Origin of the sequence: Faecalibacterium prausnitzii (genome assembly GCF_003287405.1) — a bacterium.
Classification (GTDB): domain Bacteria; phylum Bacillota; class Clostridia; order Oscillospirales; family Ruminococcaceae; genus Faecalibacterium; species Faecalibacterium intestinale.
Window position 1 is genome coordinate 15,061 of the sequence record NZ_PRLD01000011.1, and the last position, 19,807, is coordinate 34,867.

General features: G+C 58.7%; 13 protein-coding genes and 1 tRNA gene. 5 read left to right on the forward strand and 9 right to left on the reverse strand.

Annotated elements, in window-relative coordinates; all coding sequences use genetic code 11:
* The first annotated feature begins 115 nt into the window (after positions 1 to 115).
* Genes mobV through C4N24_RS10900 form a run of 3 tightly spaced genes read left to right on the forward strand, consistent with a single transcriptional unit; the run spans position 116 to position 2,815 of the window.
* Positions 116 to 1,093 carry a MobV family relaxase gene (mobV, locus tag C4N24_RS10890; RefSeq protein ID WP_112091430.1) on the forward strand — a complete coding sequence of 326 codons (978 nt, stop codon included), beginning with the start codon at positions 116 to 118 and terminating at the stop codon, positions 1,091 to 1,093.
* Positions 1,094 to 1,117: 24 nt separating this feature from the next.
* A complete protein-coding gene (locus C4N24_RS10895) occupies positions 1,118 to 1,411 on the forward strand; it encodes a helix-turn-helix domain-containing protein (protein WP_112091502.1) in 294 nt (97 codons plus the stop codon).
* Positions 1,412 to 1,426: 15 nt separating this feature from the next.
* Positions 1,427 to 2,815, forward strand: coding sequence for a site-specific integrase (locus tag C4N24_RS10900; protein WP_112091431.1), 1,389 nt, complete (start codon positions 1,427 to 1,429; stop codon positions 2,813 to 2,815).
* 150 nt (positions 2,816 to 2,965) lie between these two features.
* Here C4N24_RS10900 and C4N24_RS10905 read toward each other — a convergent pair.
* From C4N24_RS10905 to sdaAB, 3 genes are all read right to left on the reverse strand, one after another.
* A tRNA-Arg gene (locus tag C4N24_RS10905) sits at positions 2,966 to 3,042 on the reverse strand.
* A 207-nt stretch (positions 3,043 to 3,249) separates the two neighbouring features.
* On the reverse strand, positions 3,250 to 4,125 hold the full coding sequence (sdaAA, locus tag C4N24_RS10910) for an L-serine ammonia-lyase, iron-sulfur-dependent, subunit alpha (RefSeq protein ID WP_112091432.1): 876 nt from the start codon (positions 4,123 to 4,125) through the stop codon (positions 3,250 to 3,252).
* A gap of 3 nt (positions 4,126 to 4,128) precedes the next feature.
* Positions 4,129 to 4,809, reverse strand: a complete 681-nt coding sequence (gene sdaAB, locus C4N24_RS10915) for an L-serine ammonia-lyase, iron-sulfur-dependent subunit beta (protein WP_112091433.1) — start codon at positions 4,807 to 4,809, stop codon at positions 4,129 to 4,131.
* Between the two features lie 256 nt (positions 4,810 to 5,065).
* On the opposite strand from sdaAB, the gene tig reads away from it, so the two are divergent.
* Positions 5,066 to 6,370 (forward strand): trigger factor, encoded by a 1,305-nt coding sequence (tig, locus tag C4N24_RS10920; protein ID WP_112091434.1) that lies wholly within the window; start codon positions 5,066 to 5,068, stop codon positions 6,368 to 6,370.
* A gap of 255 nt (positions 6,371 to 6,625) precedes the next feature.
* On the opposite strand, the gene C4N24_RS10925 is transcribed toward tig, so the two are convergent.
* The 6 genes from C4N24_RS10925 to C4N24_RS10955 all read right to left on the reverse strand — a co-directional run bounded on the left by C4N24_RS10925 (position 6,626) and on the right by C4N24_RS10955 (position 17,631).
* Complete coding sequence (locus C4N24_RS10925) at positions 6,626 to 7,402, reverse strand: sulfite exporter TauE/SafE family protein (RefSeq protein ID WP_112091435.1); 777 nt, start codon at positions 7,400 to 7,402, stop codon at positions 6,626 to 6,628.
* 1 nt (position 7,403) lies between these two features.
* The gene (locus C4N24_RS10930; RefSeq protein WP_112091436.1) at positions 7,404 to 7,838 is read right to left on the reverse strand and encodes a MarR family winged helix-turn-helix transcriptional regulator; all 435 of its coding nucleotides are present in this window, start codon (positions 7,836 to 7,838) and stop codon (positions 7,404 to 7,406) included.
* Positions 7,839 to 7,971: 133 nt separating this feature from the next.
* Entirely contained in the window at positions 7,972 to 10,314 is a 2,343-nt protein-coding gene (feoB, locus tag C4N24_RS10935) for a ferrous iron transport protein B (protein ID WP_112091437.1), read from the reverse strand.
* 339 nt (positions 10,315 to 10,653) lie between these two features.
* Entirely contained in the window at positions 10,654 to 11,679 is a 1,026-nt protein-coding gene (gene galE, locus C4N24_RS10940; RefSeq protein WP_112091438.1) for a UDP-glucose 4-epimerase GalE, read from the reverse strand.
* A gap of 453 nt (positions 11,680 to 12,132) precedes the next feature.
* Positions 12,133 to 13,206 (reverse strand): aldose epimerase family protein, encoded by a 1,074-nt coding sequence (locus C4N24_RS10950; RefSeq protein ID WP_112091440.1) that lies wholly within the window; start codon positions 13,204 to 13,206, stop codon positions 12,133 to 12,135.
* Positions 13,207 to 13,686: 480 nt separating this feature from the next.
* Entirely contained in the window at positions 13,687 to 17,631 is a 3,945-nt protein-coding gene (locus tag C4N24_RS10955) for an efflux RND transporter permease subunit (protein ID WP_112091441.1), read from the reverse strand.
* A 754-nt stretch (positions 17,632 to 18,385) separates the two neighbouring features.
* Between C4N24_RS10955 and C4N24_RS10965 the strand changes: the two genes are divergently transcribed.
* The gene (locus tag C4N24_RS10965; protein WP_112091443.1) at positions 18,386 to 19,327 is read left to right on the forward strand and encodes a PSP1 domain-containing protein; all 942 of its coding nucleotides are present in this window, start codon (positions 18,386 to 18,388) and stop codon (positions 19,325 to 19,327) included.
* Positions 19,328 to 19,807 lie beyond the last annotated feature (480 nt).

Consider the following 19,807-nt stretch of genomic DNA (forward strand, 5'->3'; position numbering starts at 1 on the left):
GCAAATTAAAACGTGTTATCGTTTATATTTCAGATTTCCGTACACCGTACAGACCGTACGGGTTATTTGAGGTCCGTACAGATTTTTTTGTACACCCCAAGAAGGAGCGTGATCTATGAAAGCCCAATACGGCATTTTAAGGTTCAAAAAGTATAAGGGGCCAGCAATCAGCCCCATCGAAGCCCACAACGAGCGCACCAAGGAGCAGTACGCCAGCAACCCGGACATCGACACGAGCCGGAGCCGCTACAACCTCCATCTGGTGCAGCCACAGGGCAGGTACCGGGAAGAAGCCGACCGCATGATAGCCGCCGCCCACTGCCGTGTCCGCAAGGACAGCGTGCGAGTGGTGGAAGCACTCGTCACCGCCAGCCCGGAGTTTTTCAAAGGCAAGACGCACAGCGAAGTCAAGGCGTACTTTGCGTACGCCCTGAAATTTTTGGAGGGCAGACAGCACCCGGATACCTTTCTCTCTGCCGTTGTCCACATGGATGAGAAAACGCCCCACCTGCACCTCTGTTTTGTGCCCTTGACCGCTGACGGGCGGCTGAGCGCCAAAGAGATCATCGGCAACCGCAAGAACCTTGTGAAGTGGCAGGACGAGTTCTGGCAGCACATGGTCAAGCAGTATCCGGAACTGGAGCGTGGCGAAAGCGCCAGCCAGACCGGGCGAGAGCACATCCCGCCCCGCATCTTCAAGGAGATGACCCAGCTGACCAAGCAGAAGGAGCAGTTGGATGCCCTGCTGGTGGGTATCACCCCCTTCAACGGCAAGAGCCGTGCGGCGGAGATCAGCAAGGTGCTGGACAGCTATATCCCCAACGTGGCACGGATGAAGGACCAGCTGCGAAAGTATAACGTAGCCTTCACCAAGACCGCCGCCGAAAACGAAAAGTTAAAAGAGAAGAACAAGACGCTCTCTGCCTCGCTGGACAAAGCGAAGGAAGGGAGCGTCTTGAAGCGTCTGGAGGATGCCAAGCTGCGGCAGGACTACGAAGCCGCCCTGAAAACGCTGGACAGCATCCCGCCGGAGGTCATTCGTTTTTATGAGAACCGCAGCACGCAGGAATCTGCGATGCGCCACGATAAGTAAGGAGAACTGCCTATGTGTAATAAAATGTACGAGAATGTGAAATCTTTTGATTATACGAAAAAGTCCTTGCAGTCGGACTCTGATCCGGCTACAATGGAGGTGGTCACTCGAACCAATGCCGTCAAGTCTCCGACCAACAGCCCTGAGACCACTAAGCTGGTGTACACGGTAAAGGAGGTCGCACAGATGCTGGCCATCAGCCAGCGCGCCGCCTACAACCTGTGCAACAGCACCACCGAATTCCGTGTCCTGCGGGCAGGCGGAAGCATCCGCATCCCGAAAGACAGCTTCGATGCGTGGCTCTACCGGGCAGCTTGATAAGGAGGCAAATCTATGGCATATATCACGAAACGCGGCAGTTCTTACAGTGTCCGCTACACCTATCAGGACGAGCACGGCAAGAGCTGCGACAAATGGGAAAGCTTTCCCACTAAGGAGGAGGCGGTGAAACGCCAGAAGCAGATCGAGCATGAGCTGGCGACCGGCAATTTCCTGATCCCGTCCGCCGTGACGGTGGCAGAGTTCCTGATGGACTGGCTGCCCAAGCAGTGCAGCAAGCACAAGTGGGCACCCAAGACCTACCAGTCCAATCTGGCGCTCATCCAGAACCTCATCATCCCCTATATCGGGGAGATGCAGATGCAGAAGCTGCGGCCCTACCACATCGAAGCCCTGTACGACACCCTGAGCAAGACCCCCTGCGGGCAGTATGTGGGCGGCAAGCGGCGAGACCTCTCGCCCAAGCAGCAGAAGCGCACCCTCTCCGGCACCACCCTCCATGAAGTCCACCAGTTGCTGCACAATTCCTTTCTGCTGGCGGTGGAGTGGGGCATCCTCATCAAAAGCCCCGTCCCGGTGGAAGCGCCCAAAAAGACCACCCAAGAGCGCAGCATCTGGGAGGTGGAGGAGATGCGGGCAGCGCTGGACAGCATGGAGGACCCCATCCTGCATCTGGCGGTGCACCTGACGCTGGTGGGTGCGCTGCGGGAAGGGGAGGTGGCAGGTCTGACCCCGGAGGACATCGACTTTGATGCTGCCAACGGCATGGGCACCTTCACCGTCAACCGTTCCATGCAGCGGGTGCAGAAGGACACGCTGGCGCAGGTGGACAAGGGCTGCATCCTCCGCATCTTCCCGGACAAGCTGGAGGGCAGCAAGACCTCCCTTATCCTGAAGGACACAAAGACGGAAGCCTCCTGCCGCACCATCTTTATGACCGCTGCCTTGCGGGAGGAGCTGAAGCAGTGGCTGGAACGGCTGAAACGGGAAGAAACCCTCGACCCGGAACGATACCGCAACAGCGGGATGCTGCTGCGGCTCCCCAACGGTCTGGCGGTAGAGCCGGTGCTCATCCGCAAGAAGTTCCTGAAATGGCAGGACACACACCCGGAGTTTCCTCGCATCGTGTTCCACGGTCTGCGCCATTCCAGTGCCACCTACCAGTTAATGATCTCCGGCGGCGACATCAAGGCGGTGCAGGGGACCACTGGTCACGCCAGTGCGGATATGCTGGTGAACACCTACGCCCATATCCAGCAGTCCTCCCGTGTAGAGCTGGGCAAGAAGTTTGAAAGCGGCTTCTATGCCAAGCCCGACACCTCCAGCCCGCAGGCTGTACCCGCCGCAGGCGAACCTACCATCTCCATGACGGCTCTTTTGGAATTGCTGAAGGATGCCGACCCGGAAATGAAGGCAAAACTCCGCTTAGCACTGCTCACCTGATGCAAAAAAGGGCACTGATTGCAAAGCAATACAGCGCCCTACATAATCGGACATGGAAAACACCGACCGTGCAAAAACCGTGCAGAAACCGTGCAGCCATGGCTTACAAAACAAAAAAGCCATGAAATCTTTCGATTTCACGGCATTTTCTGGTGCGATGGAAGGGACTCGAACCCCCGGCCTACTGATTCGTAGTCAGTCACTCTATCCAGCTGAGCTACCAACGCATACGTTCCGTTCGGAACATGATGTATTTTATCACGAAGTGCGGGGTTTGTCAACAGCTTTTTTAAAATATTTTTATATTTTCCAAAAAAGAACGTCTTTTCTTTGATTTTACTGCGTTTTTTCTGTAAACCTTCTGCCGTCCCGGCGCAAAAGCGGCATTTACAGCCGTTTTTCGCCCGCCGGGCGGGGGAGAGCGGGCGTGGTGCTCAGCCCTCCTGCGCCAGCTGGCGGGCAATCTTTACGCCGGTGGGGGTGGCGGCAAGACCGCCCTGACCAGTCTCGCGCAGGTCGGGGGAGAGCAGGCTGCCCACGCGGCCCATGGCATCGATGACCTCATCGCAGGGGATGGCGTAGTCCACCCCAGCCAGCGCCATGTTGGCGCAGGAGACCGCATTCACCGCGCCCACCACGTTGCGCTTGATGCAGGGCACCTCCACCAGACCGGCCACGGGGTCGCAGACCAGCCCCAGCAGGTTGCCCAGTGCCATGGCGGCGGCGGCAGCGCACTGCTCCGGGGTGCCGCCCTTCAGGTTACACAGGGCGGCGGCAGCCATGGCGCTGGCAGCGCCCACCTCGGCCTGACAGCCGCCCTCTGCGCCCGCCAGCGTGGCGCGGGCAGCGATGACCTGCCCGAAGCCCGCCGCAACATACAGTGCATCGCAGACGGTGTCCTCGTCTGCCTGTCCGGCGCGCGCCAGCGGCAGCAGCACCGCCGGCAGCACCCCGCAGCTGCCCGCCGTGGGCGCGGCTACGATGCGCTTCATGCAGGCGTTGCACTCGGCGGTCTTCAGGGCTTCCGCTGTTACTGCGGCCAGATAGTCATCGCCCAGCAGGCGTCCCTGCTGCCACGCCTGCTCTACCTTGGCGGCATCGCCGCCGGAAAGGCCGCTGCGGCTGCGCTGCGCGGGGTCGTATTCCTGACTGGTGGCCTGCATCACCTGCCACAGGTGCCGCATGGCGGCGCGGCTGTGTGCCTCGGTCAGGCGGCTCTCCTCCAAATCGCTGCGCAGCACCGCTTCTGCCAGCGTGATCTTCTGGCTGCGGGCAGCGGCCAGCATCTCTTCACAGGACAAAAATGCCATGGCTCATTCCTCCGTTTCTTCCGGCTCGTCCACGTTCAGGCAGGTCACCTTCAGCAGACCCGGCATTACCGCCAGCTGCCGCTCCAGCGCGTGGGGGATGTGGGAGTCGCACTCCAGCACCATCACCGCATAGCCGCCCGCAGCGGCGCGGAATACCTGCATGGACGCAATATTGATGCGCCGCAGTGCCAGCGCCATGGTCACCTCGGCAATGCAGCCGGGGGTGTCCTCGTTGTGGATGATGAGGGTGTTGCTGTCCCCGCCAAAATCCGCCGGTACGCCGTCAATTTCTGTGACACGGATGCGTCCGCCGCCCACCGACGCCGCCTTGAGCGAAAGCTGCCGCCCGGTGCGGCTGGTCAGGGTGAGCACGGCGGTGTTGGGGTGGGCAGAGCGCAGCTCTACCGGGTGGATGCTGAACTGCATTCCCTGCTGCGCAGCCAGCGCAAAGCTATCCGGCAGGCGGGGGTCGTCCGGGCGCAGACCCAGCAGCCCCGCCACCAGTGCGCGGTCGGTGCCGTGGCCCTTGCCGGTGGTGGCAAAGCTGCCGTACAGGCCGATGTCTGCCTGCGCCGGAACCTCGCCCAGAAGCTTTTGTGCGGTATAACCGATCTTTGCCGCACCGGCGGTGTGGCTGGAGGAGGGTCCGATCATCACCGGGCCCAAAACATCAAATAATCGCATAGGGGACAGCCTTCCTTTCCTGAGGGTTTTCCCACTTTTGCGCGGCAGCTGCTGCCGCAAAACGCGCTTTTTTCCTGTTTGAATGGACAAAAATTGCCAAAACGGCACATTTTTATCAAGTTTATTATACCGCTTTTGCTGCACTTGTGCTATAATAACTTTACTAATGTTTGAAAATGTCCCCAAAATGGCGTTCCGGCTGCTGCCTTGGCAGCGCCGCCCCGCCGCCAAGGGAACAACACGGAGGGTAGATCCTATGAAACTGGTAAGCGTGGAAACTCCTGAAAAGAGTGTCTGCAAAATGACCTTCAGCGCTACGGCTGAGGAACTGGAGGCCGCCTCCAACGCGGTCTATGAGCGCACCCGCGCCACTTACACCATCAAGGGCTTCCAGAAGGGCGAGGCCGACCGCGCACAGATCGAAGCTGACCGCGGCGAGCACACCTTCTGGTACGATGCCATCAACGACCTGATGGATCAGGATGTGCCTGCTTTGTACGAGGCTGCTTTAAAGGAACACGGCTTTGCGCCGGTGGATGATCCCAGCTATGATCTGGTAAGTGTGAAAAAGGATGAGGGCTTTGTGGCTACCGCCACCGTGGCGCTGCAGCCCGAGCTGAAGCTGACCAAGACCACCGGCTTTACCTCCCAGTGCGTCACCCCGGAGGTGACCGACAAGGAGATCGACACGGTGCTGGAGCGCCGCCGCAACTACGCCGCAGAGCTGGTGCCCCACAAGGGCCCCGCTGTAAAGGGCAATGTGGTGCACATGGACTTTGAGGGTCTTTTGGACGGTGTGGCCTTTAAGGGCGGCACGGCAAAGGATCAGTCCGTGCAGCTGGGCAGCGGCCGCATGATCCCCGGTTTCGAGGACGGCATTCTGGGCCACAAGGCAGGGGACGAGTTCGAGATCAACGTCACCTTCCCCCAGAACTACCCCAACAAGGAGCTGGCGGGCAAGCCTGTCGTGTTCAAGATCAAGCTGCATGACGTGTGCGTGCGTCAGCTGCCCGCCCTGAACAGCGACTTTGCCAAGAAGATGGGCAAGGAGACCATGGAGGAGTACCGCGCCTTCGTGAAGCAGCAGTTGTTTGACGGCCGCCACGGCGGTGCGCTGAACCACGCCAAGGACATGATCCTTGGTCAGCTAGCGGATGCTGCAGAGGGCGAGATCCCCAGCATTCTGGTGGAAAACGCCTACCAGCAGCAGATGCAGGTCATCCAGCAGCAGCTGCAGATGCAGCGCATGAGCCTGAACACCTACCTGAGCCAGATCCATGAGACCCGCGAGAGCTTTACTGCCAAGGTGCGTGCCGCCGCAGAAAAGAACACCCGCGCCCGCATGGCACTGCTGCAGATCGCACAGCAGGAGAACCTGCTGCCCACCGATGAGGAGATCGACAAGCAGCTGGCTGAGCGCGCCGAAAAGACCAAAAAGACGGTGGAGGAGATCAAGGCCAGCACCGACGTTGCCGCCCTGCGCCGCAACGAGGGCATCCGCAAGGCTGCCGACTGGGTCATCGACCACTCCACCATCGAGGAAAAGGTAGAGAGCAAGTAAGCGCTGACGGTTTGGAATGCGCTCCGCTTCGCTTTGCGCACACACAGCGGAATTATTATTTTTAATAGAGCAATGCCGGGCGGTCTGCGGACCGCCCGGCATTGCATTTTCACGGGAAAGGCCGTAAAGGAGAACTGCATTCCCTTCTGTGAAAAATGAACCGGGAAAATCCGCAGATTTTCCCGGTTCTCAAATTTAAAATTGTTTTTCCTCTATTGATGCGCAGAGCAGCGCGGCGCGCATTTAAATCGTTTTTCAGGTCAAGAGGTTGAAGCCCATAATGACCACGCCAAGCACCACCAGCACTACGCCGGTGGCGCGATTCAGGGTCTTGGGGGCAGCCTTGTTGGCAAACACGGCGGCAATGCGCGCCCACAGCAGGGTGAACACCACGCACAGCGCCCATACCAGCCAATCGGGCGTGCCGCCGATCATAAAGTGGGACACCGCACCGGTCAGGGCGGTAAAGGTCATGATGAACACGCTGGTGCCCACGGCGGTTTTCAGCTCGTACCCCAGCACGCTGGTGAGGATAAGCAGCATCATCATGCCGCCGCCCGCGCCGATAAAGCCGCAGATGAAGCCGATGAGCACGCCGCACACCACCGACTGCACCGCACGTTTTTGTGCGCTGACCCCCTGCATGGCTTCCTTGGTGGTCATCACCGGGCGCAGGATGAACTTGACACCCAACAAGAAGGTCATGAACACCGAGAAGCCGCCCATAGTGGCCGAGGGCACCTTGCTGGCCACCCAGCTGCCCACCACCGTAAAGGTAAGCACGCTTGCCATCATGATCAGGCCGTTTTTGATGTCCAGATTCTTGTTTTTATGGTAGGTATAGGCAGACACCGCGCTGGCCAGCACATCCGAGGAAAGGGCAATACCCACCGCCATGTAGGGGTCCATGTGCAGAAAGGTGATCAGCATGGGGCTGATGACCGCCGCCGCGCTCATACCGGCAAAGCCGGTGCCAAGGCCGGCACCCATGCCGGCAAAAAAGGTGACAAGCACCGTAAACAGCAAGTGCATTTTATCCATTCTCCTTTAAGATCTCGTCCAGATTTTTCCCGATGACCTCCATGGTGCGGAAAAACGTCTCCCGGGTGGGAGCGTCCGTGTTGTCCAGCAGGCGGGCAAAAAAGCGCTCCTGCACCTCGCGCCCCCGTGCGATGACCGGCTGCGCCTTTTCGGTGCACAGCAGCTGGGTCTTGCGGCGGTCGCCCGCCACGGCGCGGCGCTCCAGATACCCCTCCTGCACCAGACGATCCACGTTTACCGACACAAGGTTTGCTTTGATCTTGCGGATCTCCACGATATCCCGGGCGGTGGTACAGTCCGGGTTGTTGGCTAAAAACATCAGGATATCAAAGGCGGTCTGGGGCAGCTTGAGTTCCTGACACAGCGGCTTGCACATGGCGTTGTACGCCTGCGCAGTCTTGAAGCTGATCTCTATGGTAGGGTTCATGCGGCGCTCCTTTTGTTCTTATATAGACAGTTCATTTTTGAAGTATTATAGTACAGATGAAGGGAGATGTCAAGAGAAAAAAGGGTCCTGAAAAGCCTACGGCTTTTCAGGACCCAAAAATCGAACTAGTATTTCAGAACACCGCCACGACGACCAGGCGCACCAGCAGGGCGCACAGCCATGCCACGGCGCACTGGTTGACCACCATGATGGTAGCCCACTTGCCGCCAAGCTCCCGCTTGACCGACGCCACCGCCGCGATGCAGGGGGTGTACAGCAGGCAGAACACCAGCAGGGGTGCGGCCTGCGCCGGGGTAAGGGCTGTGGTCAGGGCAGCCGTAGAGCCGAAGAGGATGAGCAGCGAGGACACCACGCTCTCCTTGGCCATAAAGCCGGTGATGAGGGCGGTGGAGATGCGCCAGTCCGCAAAGCCCAGCGGGGCAAACAGCGGGGCAATATCGCCCGCGATGCGCGCCAGAATGCTGGCCTGCGGGTCGGCGGTCAGCCGCAGCTGCAAATCAAAGTTCTGCAGGAACCAGATGACGATGGTGGCGGCAAAGATGACCGTAAAGGCCTTCTGTAAGAAGTCCCGCGCCTTTTCCCACAGCAGCTGCGCCACGTTTTTCAGGCCGGGCAGGCGGTAGTTGGGCAGCTCCATGACAAAGGGCACGGCCTCGCCCTTGAACACGGTGCTCTTGAGCAGCAGCGCCGCCAGCACGCCCACCAGAATGCCGGTGAAGTACAGCAGCACCATCACAAGCCCCGCGTACTTGGGGAAGAACGCCGCCGCAAACAGGCTGTAGATGGGCAGCTTTGCGGAGCAGCTCATGAACGGGGTGAGCAGGATAGTCATTTTGCGGTCGCGCTCCGAGGGCAGGGTGCGGCTTGCCATCACGCCGGGCACGGTGCAGCCAAAGCCGATGAGCATGGGCACGATGCTGCGGCCGGACAGGCCGATGCGGCGCAGCAGCTTATCCATCACAAAGGCGACACGCGCCATGTAGCCGGTATCCTCCAGCATGGAGAGGAAGAAGAACAGCACCACGATGATGGGCAGAAAGCTCAGCACGCTGCCCACGCCGGTAAAGATGCCGTCGATGACCAGCGAGTGCACCGCCGCATTGACGTTCCAGTTGGTCAGGGCGGTGTCCACAACGCCGGTCAGGGCGTCGATGCCCATCTCCATGAGGTTCTGGAAGAACAGGCCGATGACATTGAAGGTGAGGAAGAACACCAGACCCATGATGGCGATAAACGCCGGGATGGCGGTGTACTTGCCGGTAAGGAACTTGTCGATACGGTTGGAGCGCAGCTGCTCCTTGCTCTCGTGGGGCTTGACCACCGTCTGCGCCACCAGCTCCTGAATGAAGGAGAAGCGCATATCCGCAATGGCGGCGGCGCGGTCCAGCCCGCGCTCCTGCTCCATCTGCACGATGATATGCTCGATCATTTCTTTTTCGTTTTGGTCCAGCTTCAGGGCTTCCTCAATGCGGGGGTCACCCTCCACCAGCTTGGTGGCGGCAAACCGCACCGGGATGCCCGCCGCCTTGGCGTGATCCTCGATGAGGTGCTGGATGCCGTGGATGCAGCGGTGCACCGCGCCGCCGTGGTCGTCCTCACTGCAAAAATCCATCCGCCCGGGGCGTTCCTGATACTTTGCCACATGGACGGCGTGGTCTACCAGCTCGTCCACGCCCTCGTTCTTGGCGGCGGAGATGGGGATGACCGGGATGCCCAGCATGGCTTCCATCTTGTTGATGCGCACCGTGCCGCCGTTGCCGCGCATCTCGTCCATCATGTTCAGCGCCAGCACCATGGGGATGTCCAGTTCCATCAGCTGCATCGTCAGGTAAAGGTTGCGCTCGATGTTGGTGGCGTCCACGATATTGATAATGCCGGTGGGCTTTTCGCCGATGATGAACTGCCGGGTGACGATCTCCTCGCTGGAATAGGGAGACATGGAGTAGATGCCCGGCAGGTCGGTGACTTCGGTCTCCGGGTGTCCCTTGATGGCGCCGCTCTTGCGGTCCACCGTCACACCCGGAAAGTTGCCCACGTGCTGGTTGGAGCCGGTGAGCTGGTTGAACAGGGTGGTCTTGCCGCAGTTCTGGTTGCCCGCCAGCGCAAAGGTCAGGGTCTTATCCTCCGGCAGGGGATGCTCCCCCTCCTTGGTGTGGTACTTGCCGCCCTCGCCAAGACCCGGGTGCTCCACCATTTTTTCCGCCACCGGGGCGTGCACCGCCGGGGTCTTTTCGGTGGGGGTCACGGTGATCTGTGCCGCGTCATCCAGACGCAGGGTCAGCTCATAGCCGTGGATGCGCAGCTCCATGGGGTCGCCCATGGGTGCCAGCTTTACCAGCGTGACCTCTGCCCCGGGGATCAGACCCATATCCAGAAAATGCTGCCGCAGTGCGCCCGCACCGCCCACAGCATCTACTATGGCGCTTTTGCCGATCTGTAACTCTTTTAACGTCATATCCGTCTGCCTTCTTTTATATGTACTGTTCCTGCATGTTAGTCTGTGTTAACAAATGTAGTATAGGCTAACTGGCAGCGGATGTCAATAGAGAATATGGGGGAGTTGCTCGGCGGGCAGCATCCTCGCCCTCTCCGTCTTTGCTTCGCAAATCCACCTCTCCCAAAGGGAGAGGCCTTGGCAAAGAGATAAACTTTGCGTGGACTGCCAAGGGCTCCCACTTTGGGGGAGCTGGCGCGTAAGCGCCTGAGAGGGCGAGCCCGCTAAAGTTAAAATGGTAACAAAAAAGCACCGCACACTCTCAGGCGAGAATATGCGGTGCTCCGGTTCAAATCATTATTACTTCATGGTATGGTAGCCATCGGGGTTGTTCTTCTGCCAGTTCCAGCTGTCGGCGCACATCTCATCGATGCCGTACTCAGCCACCCAGCCCAGCTCGTTCTTAGCCTTGGTGGGGTCGGCGTAGCACTCGGCGATGTCGCCGGGGCGGCGCGGGTCGATGACGTAGGGGATCTCCTTGCCGCAGGCCTTGGAGAAGGCGTGGATGACATCCAGCACGCTGTAGCCCTTGCCGGTGCCCAGATTGCAGATGAAGAGACCGCAGCCGGTCTCCAGCTTGCGGATGGCGCACACATGGCCCCGGGCCAGATCCACAACGTGGATGTAGTCACGCACACCGGTGCCGTCCGGGGTGGGGTAGTCGTTGCCAAAGACGTGTACCTTTTCCAGCTTGCCCACAGCCACCTTGGCGATGTAGGGCATCAGGTTATTGGGGATACCGTTGGGATCCTCGCCGATCAGGCCGCTCTTGTGGGCACCGATGGGGTTGAAGTAGCGCAGCAGCGCCACATTCAGGCTGGGGTCTGCATGGCAGACGTCCTGCAGAATGCGCTCGGTAAAGGCCTTGGTAGTGCCATAGGGGTTGGTGGTAGCGCCCACAGGGAAGTCCTCGGTGATGGGCACACTGGCGGGGTCGCCGTAGACGGTAGCGGAGGAGCTGAACACGAAGTTGTGGCAGTCATGATGGCGCATCACGTCCAGAATGACCAGCGTGCAGTTGAGGTTATTATAGTAGTACTCGATGGGCTTGGACACGCTCTCGCCCACAGCCTTGTAGGCTGCAAACTGGATGACAGCGGTGATGTCCGGGCACTCGGAGAAGATCTTCTCCACATCCTCATGGCGGGTCATGTCTGCATTGTAGAAGCGGAAGTCCTTGCCGGTGATCTGCTTGACCCGATCCAGAACCACGGGAGAAGCGTTATAATAGTTATCTGCCACTACGATATCGTAGCCAGCGTTCAACAGTTCGATGCAGGTGTGGCTGCCGATGTAGCCGGCACCGCCGGAAACCAAAATTGCCATAGCCGAGTACCTCTCTCACATAGTATTTCTTGCTTTTTCTCTTTGCGCCGGGCGCTGCCCGGTCTGCTTAAAGAATACCGCTTTTTGCCGCCGACTGCAAGGGGCGCTTTCTTTATTCAGATATATTTTTGTTGCATATTCGTACAGTACACATTTGATTGACAGAGATTTTTCGCATTATTCACATGGAGAGAATGCGCCGTTTGTGCAAAACATAGAAATGGAGAGGGAAACTCCCTCGCCCTCTCCGTCACGGCATACGCCGTGCCACCTCTCCCAAAGGGAGAGGCTTTGGCAGTCCACACAAAGTTCCCGGTTTTGCCAAGGGCTCTCCCTTTGGGAGAGCTGGCAAAGCCGACAGGCTTTGACTGAGAGGGCGAGCCCGCTATAAGCAACACCATTTACGCAAAAAACGCCTGCCGGAGCAGACGTTTTTTGCGTGATGTATCCTTTTTAAAGTTTTCCGCACTGCTTGCCGGTGAAGAACCGCAGGGTGGTGGTGGCGCGGAACACCTTGCCTGCGCGCAGCACCGTGGAGGGGAACTCCGGGTGAGAGGGGCTGCACGGATAGTGCTGGGTCTCCAGTGCAAAGCCGCCGTACTTGCGCAGGGGCTCGCCGCCCTTGCCCGGGGCGGGGCAGTCCTGCAAAAAGTTGCCGGTATACAGCTGGATGCCCGGCTGGGTGGTGTACAGCTTCATGCTGATGCCGGTCTTATCGCTGGTAGCCCATGCGCAGATGCTCTGGCTGGAGCCGCGTGCGCGGTCGATGACATAGCAGTGGTCGTAGCCGCCGCCCACCATGGTGGTCTGGGAGAAGCCGGTGTCGATTTCCTTGCCGATAAGCTTGCCGGCGGTAAAGTCCATGGGGGTGTTCGCCACGGGCAGGATATTGCCGGTAGGGCAGGTGGTATTGTTGCCTTCCAGATAGCGGGAAGCGTAGATGCGCAGCTTCTGGTTCAGCACATCGCCGCCGCCATCCAGATTGAAGTAGCTGTGGTTGGTCAGGTTTACAAGGGTGTCGGCGTCCGAGGACACACGGTAGTCCATGCGGAAGGTGTTGTCGTCGGTGAGGGTATAGCGCACCGCGATCTTCAGCGTGCCGGGAAAACCGTCCTCACCGTCGGGGCTTACGGCTTCCATCAGCAGGGTATCGCCGAAGTATTTCACCTCATAGATTTTCCGGGAAAAACAGCCGTGCAGGTGGTTTTCGCCGTTGTTTTTTTCCAGCTGGTAGGTCTTGCCGCCCAGCGTAAAGACGGCGTTTTCGATGCGGTTGGCATAGCGCCCCACAAAAGCACCGCAGCAGGTGCTGCCGGACGAGGTGAAGTCGTTTTCGTAATCTGCCATGGTGTCGTGACCCAGCACCACATCCACCGGGCCGTTTTTGGCCGGGACGATGATATTTTTGATCACGCAGCCGTAATCCAGCACACTGACGGACATTCCGCCGGGGTTCGAGAGGATGTACTCGGTAACATTAGCGCCCTCTTTGGTCACACCGAAGGGCTTAGAACGGATCTGTGCCATTGGGCCTCGCCTCCTAAAGCTTTTTTCGGAAATGCAAAAGGGGCAGACTGCCCCCTTTTGCATTTTGTCTGTATTTATGATTATATCACAGTTTTACAGTTTTGTGTTGGATTCCTTTTAGAATTACCATCCAATTTTTACGGCGATTTTTTGTTGGAATCATCGAAAGTGCCCACAATAGCGCTGCTGGCGGCGCGTCTGCGGAGAAAAAAATTGTTGTATAAGGGTAGCATCCTCGCCCTCTCAGTCATCTCGCTTTGCTCGATGCCAGCTCCCCCAAAGTGGGAGCCCTTGGCAGTCCACACAAACTTCATCTCTTTGCCAAGGCCTCTCCCTTTGGGAGAGGTGGATTTGCGAAGCAAAGACGGAGAGGGCGAGCCCGCTAAAATCCAAATCGTCCCGTCTGCGGGCAGACAGCCAAAAAGCGCCCCGCACTTCCGGTGGAAATGCGGGACGCTTTGGTGATACGGGCTGTATGCCTTATGCTTCCGGCTGAGGCTGTGCCGCAGAGGACTGGGCGGCAATGAACTCGGCGGCATCGTCCGGGATGTCGTCCAAATCCTCGTCGCTGCCGATGTCCACGTTGAGCGGCGGCTTCTTGAACAGGATATCGTACAGGATCGGCACGATATACAGGGTCATCAGGGTGGCGTAGCTCAGACCGCAGATGATGACGATGGCCATGCCGCTCATCAGCTGGCTTGCCATATCGTTGCTGAGCACCATTTGCAGCATCGCCAGCACGGTGGTCAGGGTGGTCATCAGGATGGGGCGCATACGGGTCTTGCCGGTAGCCACCAGCGCGGCGCGGCGCTCCATGCCGCCCATGCGCAGCTGGTTGGCGTAGTCCACGAACACGATGCCGTTGTTGACGACTGTACCCATCAGCACGATGAAGCCCATCATGGAGATCATGGTCAGCTGCTGGCCGGTGAGCAGCAAGCCCAGCAGACCGCCGGTAAAGGCCAGCGGCACGGTAAACAGCACGATGAAGGGGGACAGCAGGCTCTGGAACTGTGCCACCATGACAAGGTACACAAAGGGCAGAGCCAGTGCCATCCACTGGATCATTTCGTCAGTCATATAGTTGACGCTGTCGCTCTCGCCGCCCATGGAGAAGGAGCAGCCTTCCGGCATCTCGTCGGTGAGGGCAAAGGCATCCAGCGCCTTTTTCACGGCACGCGCCTGCACCGTGGTGTTGTAGCCCGGGGCAGTCTCGGCGGTGACGGTAACGTACTGGTTCTGGTTCTCGCTGGTGATGGAGTCCGGCGCGGTGCCGGTGGTCCAGCTGGCGATATCTGCCAGTGTGCAGGTACCGGTGGCGGTGGTGCCGTCTGCGGACATGACGGTGGTCTCAAAGGTCATGTCCATCATGTTTTCCTTGGTCAGCGGGTCCAGATTGTTGCTGATCTGCACATCCATAGTGGTGCCGTCCACGGTAACAGGGGTCTGTGCCGTGGTGGTGGTGGTCAGCTTTGCCGCGATCTGCTGGTACACCTGTGCAACGGTCAGACCGTAGGCACGCACCTTGTCGCGGTCCACCTGCAGGATGATGGTGGAATCACCCGCACCCAGACCGTTGGTGGCATTCTGGAAGCCATCGGTGTTGTTCACGATGTCCATGACCTTCTCGGACAGGGCGGTCAGGGTCTCGGCATCAGTGCCGTAGATCTTGATGGTCAGACCGGTGGACAGCTGGCTGGTCAGGTCATCCGTCATGCCGTACTGCTTGACGGTGGCGGTGCAGTCCGCCACCCCTGCCACGGCTTCCTCCATGGCTTTGCAGGCGGCGTCGATCTTGGAAGAGGAGAGATCCTCGTTGAGCTTGACGTTGATCTTATACTTGCCGTAACCGTTGGCGGCGTTCAGCAGGTCGGTGATGGCAGAGGGCAGGCCGAGGTTGGAAACATCCATGCCCGCCACGGTGTTGTCGGGGGTAATGCCTACCTCCTCCACGCCGTCCACGGCCATCACAGCCTGCACCACTTTACCGGCCACATCGTAGGACTCGTCCTTCGAGAGGGTGTCGGTAGTGGAAAGGGTGATCATGGCCTCGTTACTGGTGCTGGTGGGCAGCAGCACGATGCCCATGGAGACCACCCGCCAGCAGCAGAACACCAGCAGCAGCACAGCGGCTGCCAGCGGCACAAAGCGCTTTTGCAGCGCCTTTTCCAGACTGCGGCCGTAGGCGTCCTGAATTTTATCGAACCATGCCAGCTTTTTGGGCTGGGCGTTCTTCAGCACGGTAGCCGAAGCGGCGGGCACCACGGTCAGTGCCACGATGAGGGAAGCCATCAGGCAGTAGCCGATGCACAGGGACATGGGGCCCATCAGGCTGCGGATGAGGCTGGCAGAGAACACCGCCGGCAGGAACACGCACACCGAGGTAAGGGTAGACGCCACAACAGACATACCCACCTGACGCGCACCCTGCACCGCAGCGCGGGCGGCGGGCACGCCGCGGCCGCGCAGACGATAGATATTCTCGATGACGACCACCGAGTTATCCACCAGCATACCAATGCCCAGCGAAAGACCGGCCAGCGTCATAACGTTCAGGTCAAGCCCGGTGAAGTACATCAGCACCACGGCGCACAGCACCGACAGGGGGATACTGACACCGACCACCAGCGTAGGCTTGACGTCCTTCAGGAAGATGGCCAGCACGATGATGGCCAATGCGGCACCCACCAGCATACTGGTGAGGATGCTCTTGATCAGGATGCTGATGTAGTTGCCCTGATTGGACAGCACCACAACGTGCAGCCCCTCATACTGGGCTTCCAGCTCCTTGAAAGCGTCCAGACAGTTGGCGGATACGTCACCTGCGCTGGAGCTGTCGTCCTTGTAAATTTTCAGCACCGAAGCCTGCTCGCCGTTCAGGCGGGTGTAGCTGTCGGCGGCGTTGTCGATGATCTCCACGTCTGCCACGTCGGAAAGGCGCACGTCGCCGTAGCCCTCCACATGGAGCAGCAGTGCACCGCGGATATCCTCCACGCTGTCGTATTCCTCGCCCACCTTCAGCAGCCACGACTCGCCGCTTTCGTCCTTGACGTAACCGGCGGGCATGGAAAAGTTCTGGGCATAGATGAGGGTGGCAAGGGTCTTGATATCCAGCTGCTTGGTCACATCGGCGCTGGCAAGCGCCTTTTCCTTGGCGGTCTCGTACTGGGTCTTGGCCTCGTTGAGCTGCTTTTCGTACTCGTTCAGCTGCTCGCGGGCTTCGGTAAACTGCATATAGGCAGCCAGCTGCTGCTGGGTAAAGCTGCCCAGTGCGTTGGAGAACTCGGTCATCATGCCGGGCACGTTGTCCATGGCCTTGATGGTGTCCTCCAGCGTCTTATAGATGACATTCAGGCTGTCCTGCAATTGCAGCTCGTCTACCAGATCCTCGGCGCCCTCACCCTGTGCGCCGGTCTCGGTGTTGATGCGGTTCTGCAGGGTCTGCAAAGCAGAGGAAAGCTTATCGGTGATATCGCGCAGCTCGGACACGATCTCGATCAAAGAATCGATATCCCGCATACCGGTGCTGTTGAACTTATCCAGAACGCGCTGCAAGCCGGCCTGCACTTCGATGAGTGCCTGCTGCACCTCGGGCTCCTTGACCACGGCGATCAGGTTGTTGACGCTTTGCAGCAGCGCTTCGGCCTGTTTGCGCACCACCTCTACGGCGCTGCCGACATCAGAGCTCAGGGTGCCCATGACCGTGTTGGACACGGTATTGCCGAAGTTTTTGAACTGTTTATCGTATTCTGCGCGGCCGGCCTTGATCTTGGCCTCGGCATCCTCCAGCTGGGCGTGCGCCGCTTCCAGCTGGCTGTCGATGAGCTCCATCAGCTTTTCGTTGATGGCATCCACCTTTTCCTGATTCAGCTGCACCTGCACCAGCTGCTCCACAAGGCCGCTGGCGGACACGCTGGACACACCGCCCTTGCGCTGGACGTAGGGGGTCATGGTGTTCTTGATAAAATCAGAAAGGTCGTACACCGAACTGCCCTCGCGGCTGACAGCCACGGTCATAAAGGCGTTCATGTTCATGCTGTACTGCACGATAGAAGGAGTCAGTGCGGTCTCCGGCAGGTCGCTTTTGGCCTGATCCAGTTTGTTGGACACCTGCACCAGTGCGCTGTTCATGTCCGTGTCATCCACGAACTGCATCAGCAGCAGGCTGTAGTTTTCGGCCGAGGTGGCGGTGATCTTTGAAACACCGGGCACCGTAAGCGCATTTTGCAGCACGTCCGAGACCTCGGTCTCCACACGCTCCGGGCTGGCGCCGGGATACACGGTGACCACCATCAGGTACGGTGTGCTGACATCCGGCAGCAGGTTGGTCTTCATCTTGGTGATCGACACAAAGCCGAGCATCAGCACCATGATGACTGCAACCAGCACCGTAAATGGTTTTTTGACACTGAATTTTTCCATCTTATCCTACCGTTTCTCTGCCGCACCGCCCGGCGCAACAGTTCCTCCCTCTTTATGGGGCAATGGGTTCCTAACATTCCTATTATACACGCAAGGCGTATGCTTTCAATAGCGGGGCGGCGAATCTTTTGCGAAAGTTCTGTCAAAATCTGCAAAACGCACAACTTTGCCGCCCCAAAACCGGCATTCTGTCTGCTTTCCTCCCTTCTGCCGCCGGACAGAATTCCGACACCTTTCCCGTACTGCATACGGTTGAGCGGGGTGTATCATTGCAGGGGAGGGGAAAAAATTGGGGATGTACCCCGCAAGCGTCCTCGCCCTCTCCGTCACGGCTTACGCCGTGCCACCTCTCCCAAAGGGAGAGGCCTTGGCAAAAAGATGAAGTTTGCGGGGACTGCCAAGGGCTCTCCCTTTGGGAGAGCTGTCACCGTAGGTGACTGAGAGGGCGAGGATGCTAACCGCAGCGCCGCGCTTTCGCAGAAAGCGGCGCTGCAAATGCCGTTTTCCGTTACGACCCCTCCCGTGAAAATGCGTTTGGAGCGCTCCGCAGAGCGCGACAAACGCGAAATTTAAAATATTCTTTCCGCTGAATATGCGCAAAGCGAACGCGGAGGGCATTTCCAATCGTCCCGCCGTGGGGCGCAAAGACTTTTCTTTTTGCATAGAAATGTGCTTTTGATTATGGTATACTAACAGCATACTGAAAAAGTTGCCCCTTGTAAGGGGCTTATCCGATACAAAAACGAGGAACACTATGAAAAAAGTCATTTCGGTCCGTTTTAAGGAAAACGGCAAAAGCTATTATTTTGATCCCGGCGATGCTGCTATCCACACCGGGGAATACGTTATTGTGGAAACTGCCCGCGGCGTGGAGTGCGGCGAGGTGGTGCAGGGCGTGCGGGAGCTGGCGGATGCCGCCGTCCCCAAGGCGCTGAAGCCCATCACCCGCATGGCCGACAGCGTAGATATCCGCCGGATGCGCCAGAACCGCGAGGACGAAAAACGCGCCTTCCACACCTGTCAGGAGTGCATCGTCCGCCACGGGCTGGAGATGAAGCTGGTGGAGGCCGAGTACACGCTGGACCGCTCCAAGATCATGTTCTACTTCACCGCCGACGGACGGGTGGACTTCCGGGAGCTGGTCAAGGATCTGGCAGGCATCTTCCACACCCGCATCGAGCTGCGCCAGATCGGCGTGCGCGACGAGAGCAAGATGATCGGCGGTCTGGGCATCTGCGGTCAGCCTTTCTGCTGCAGCCGCTTTTTAAAGGATTTCCAGCCCGTTTCCATCAAGATGGCAAAGGAGCAGGGACTTTCGCTGAACCCCACCAAGATCAGCGGTGCCTGCGGCCGTCTGATGTGCTGCCTTGCCTACGAGGAAAGCGCCTACGAGTACCTGAACAGCATCATGCCCATGGTGGGCAGCACGGTGCGCACCCCGGACGGTCTGGGCACCGTGCTGGAGGTGAACCCGGTGTCCGGCTACCTGCGGGTGCGCTGCGGCACCGAGAGCCTTGCGCCCCGGTACTACAAGGTGGGCGTGTGCGAGTATGTGAGCGGCGGCAAGCGCCCGCCCCGCCGTCCCGACCCGGACGATGATTACTCCGGCGTGCGCAACCCCGCCCCGGTGGTGGCAAGCTCCGACGACGAAAAGCGCCCCGCCTGCCCCCGCCGCCGCGCAAGTGAAAAGGAATAAGCACCCATAGAGAGCGATTTTCCGGTAAGGGGCTGTTGTTGCACATGGTCAGCGGACTCGCCCTCTCAGGCGCTAACGCGCCAGCTCTCCCAAAGGGAGAGCCTTTGGCAGTCCCCGCAGACTTCATCTCTTTGCCAAGGCCTCTCCCTTTGGGAGAGGTGGATTTGCGAAGCAAAGACGGAGAGGGCGAGCAAGCTAAAGTAAAAGTATCTGCAAATAAATGCTGACTTTCTGGATTTAGGAGCGAATATAAAAGGGACAAGCGTTAAGCTTTGAGATGAACATCCGGGCGGTTAGTATTATAAAACTAACTAGGCTTCGTGATTTTCGCTAAAAATCTCCGGCAATTTTGGCTATAAGTTAGGCCGTGCTTTTGTGCAACCCCACAAAATATTTTATTTTGTGGTTGTGGCAGCACGGTTAGTCTTGCCTTTTCCGGCCTGCTTTGTTAGAATGCAGACAAGGATACAAATTCCGGGG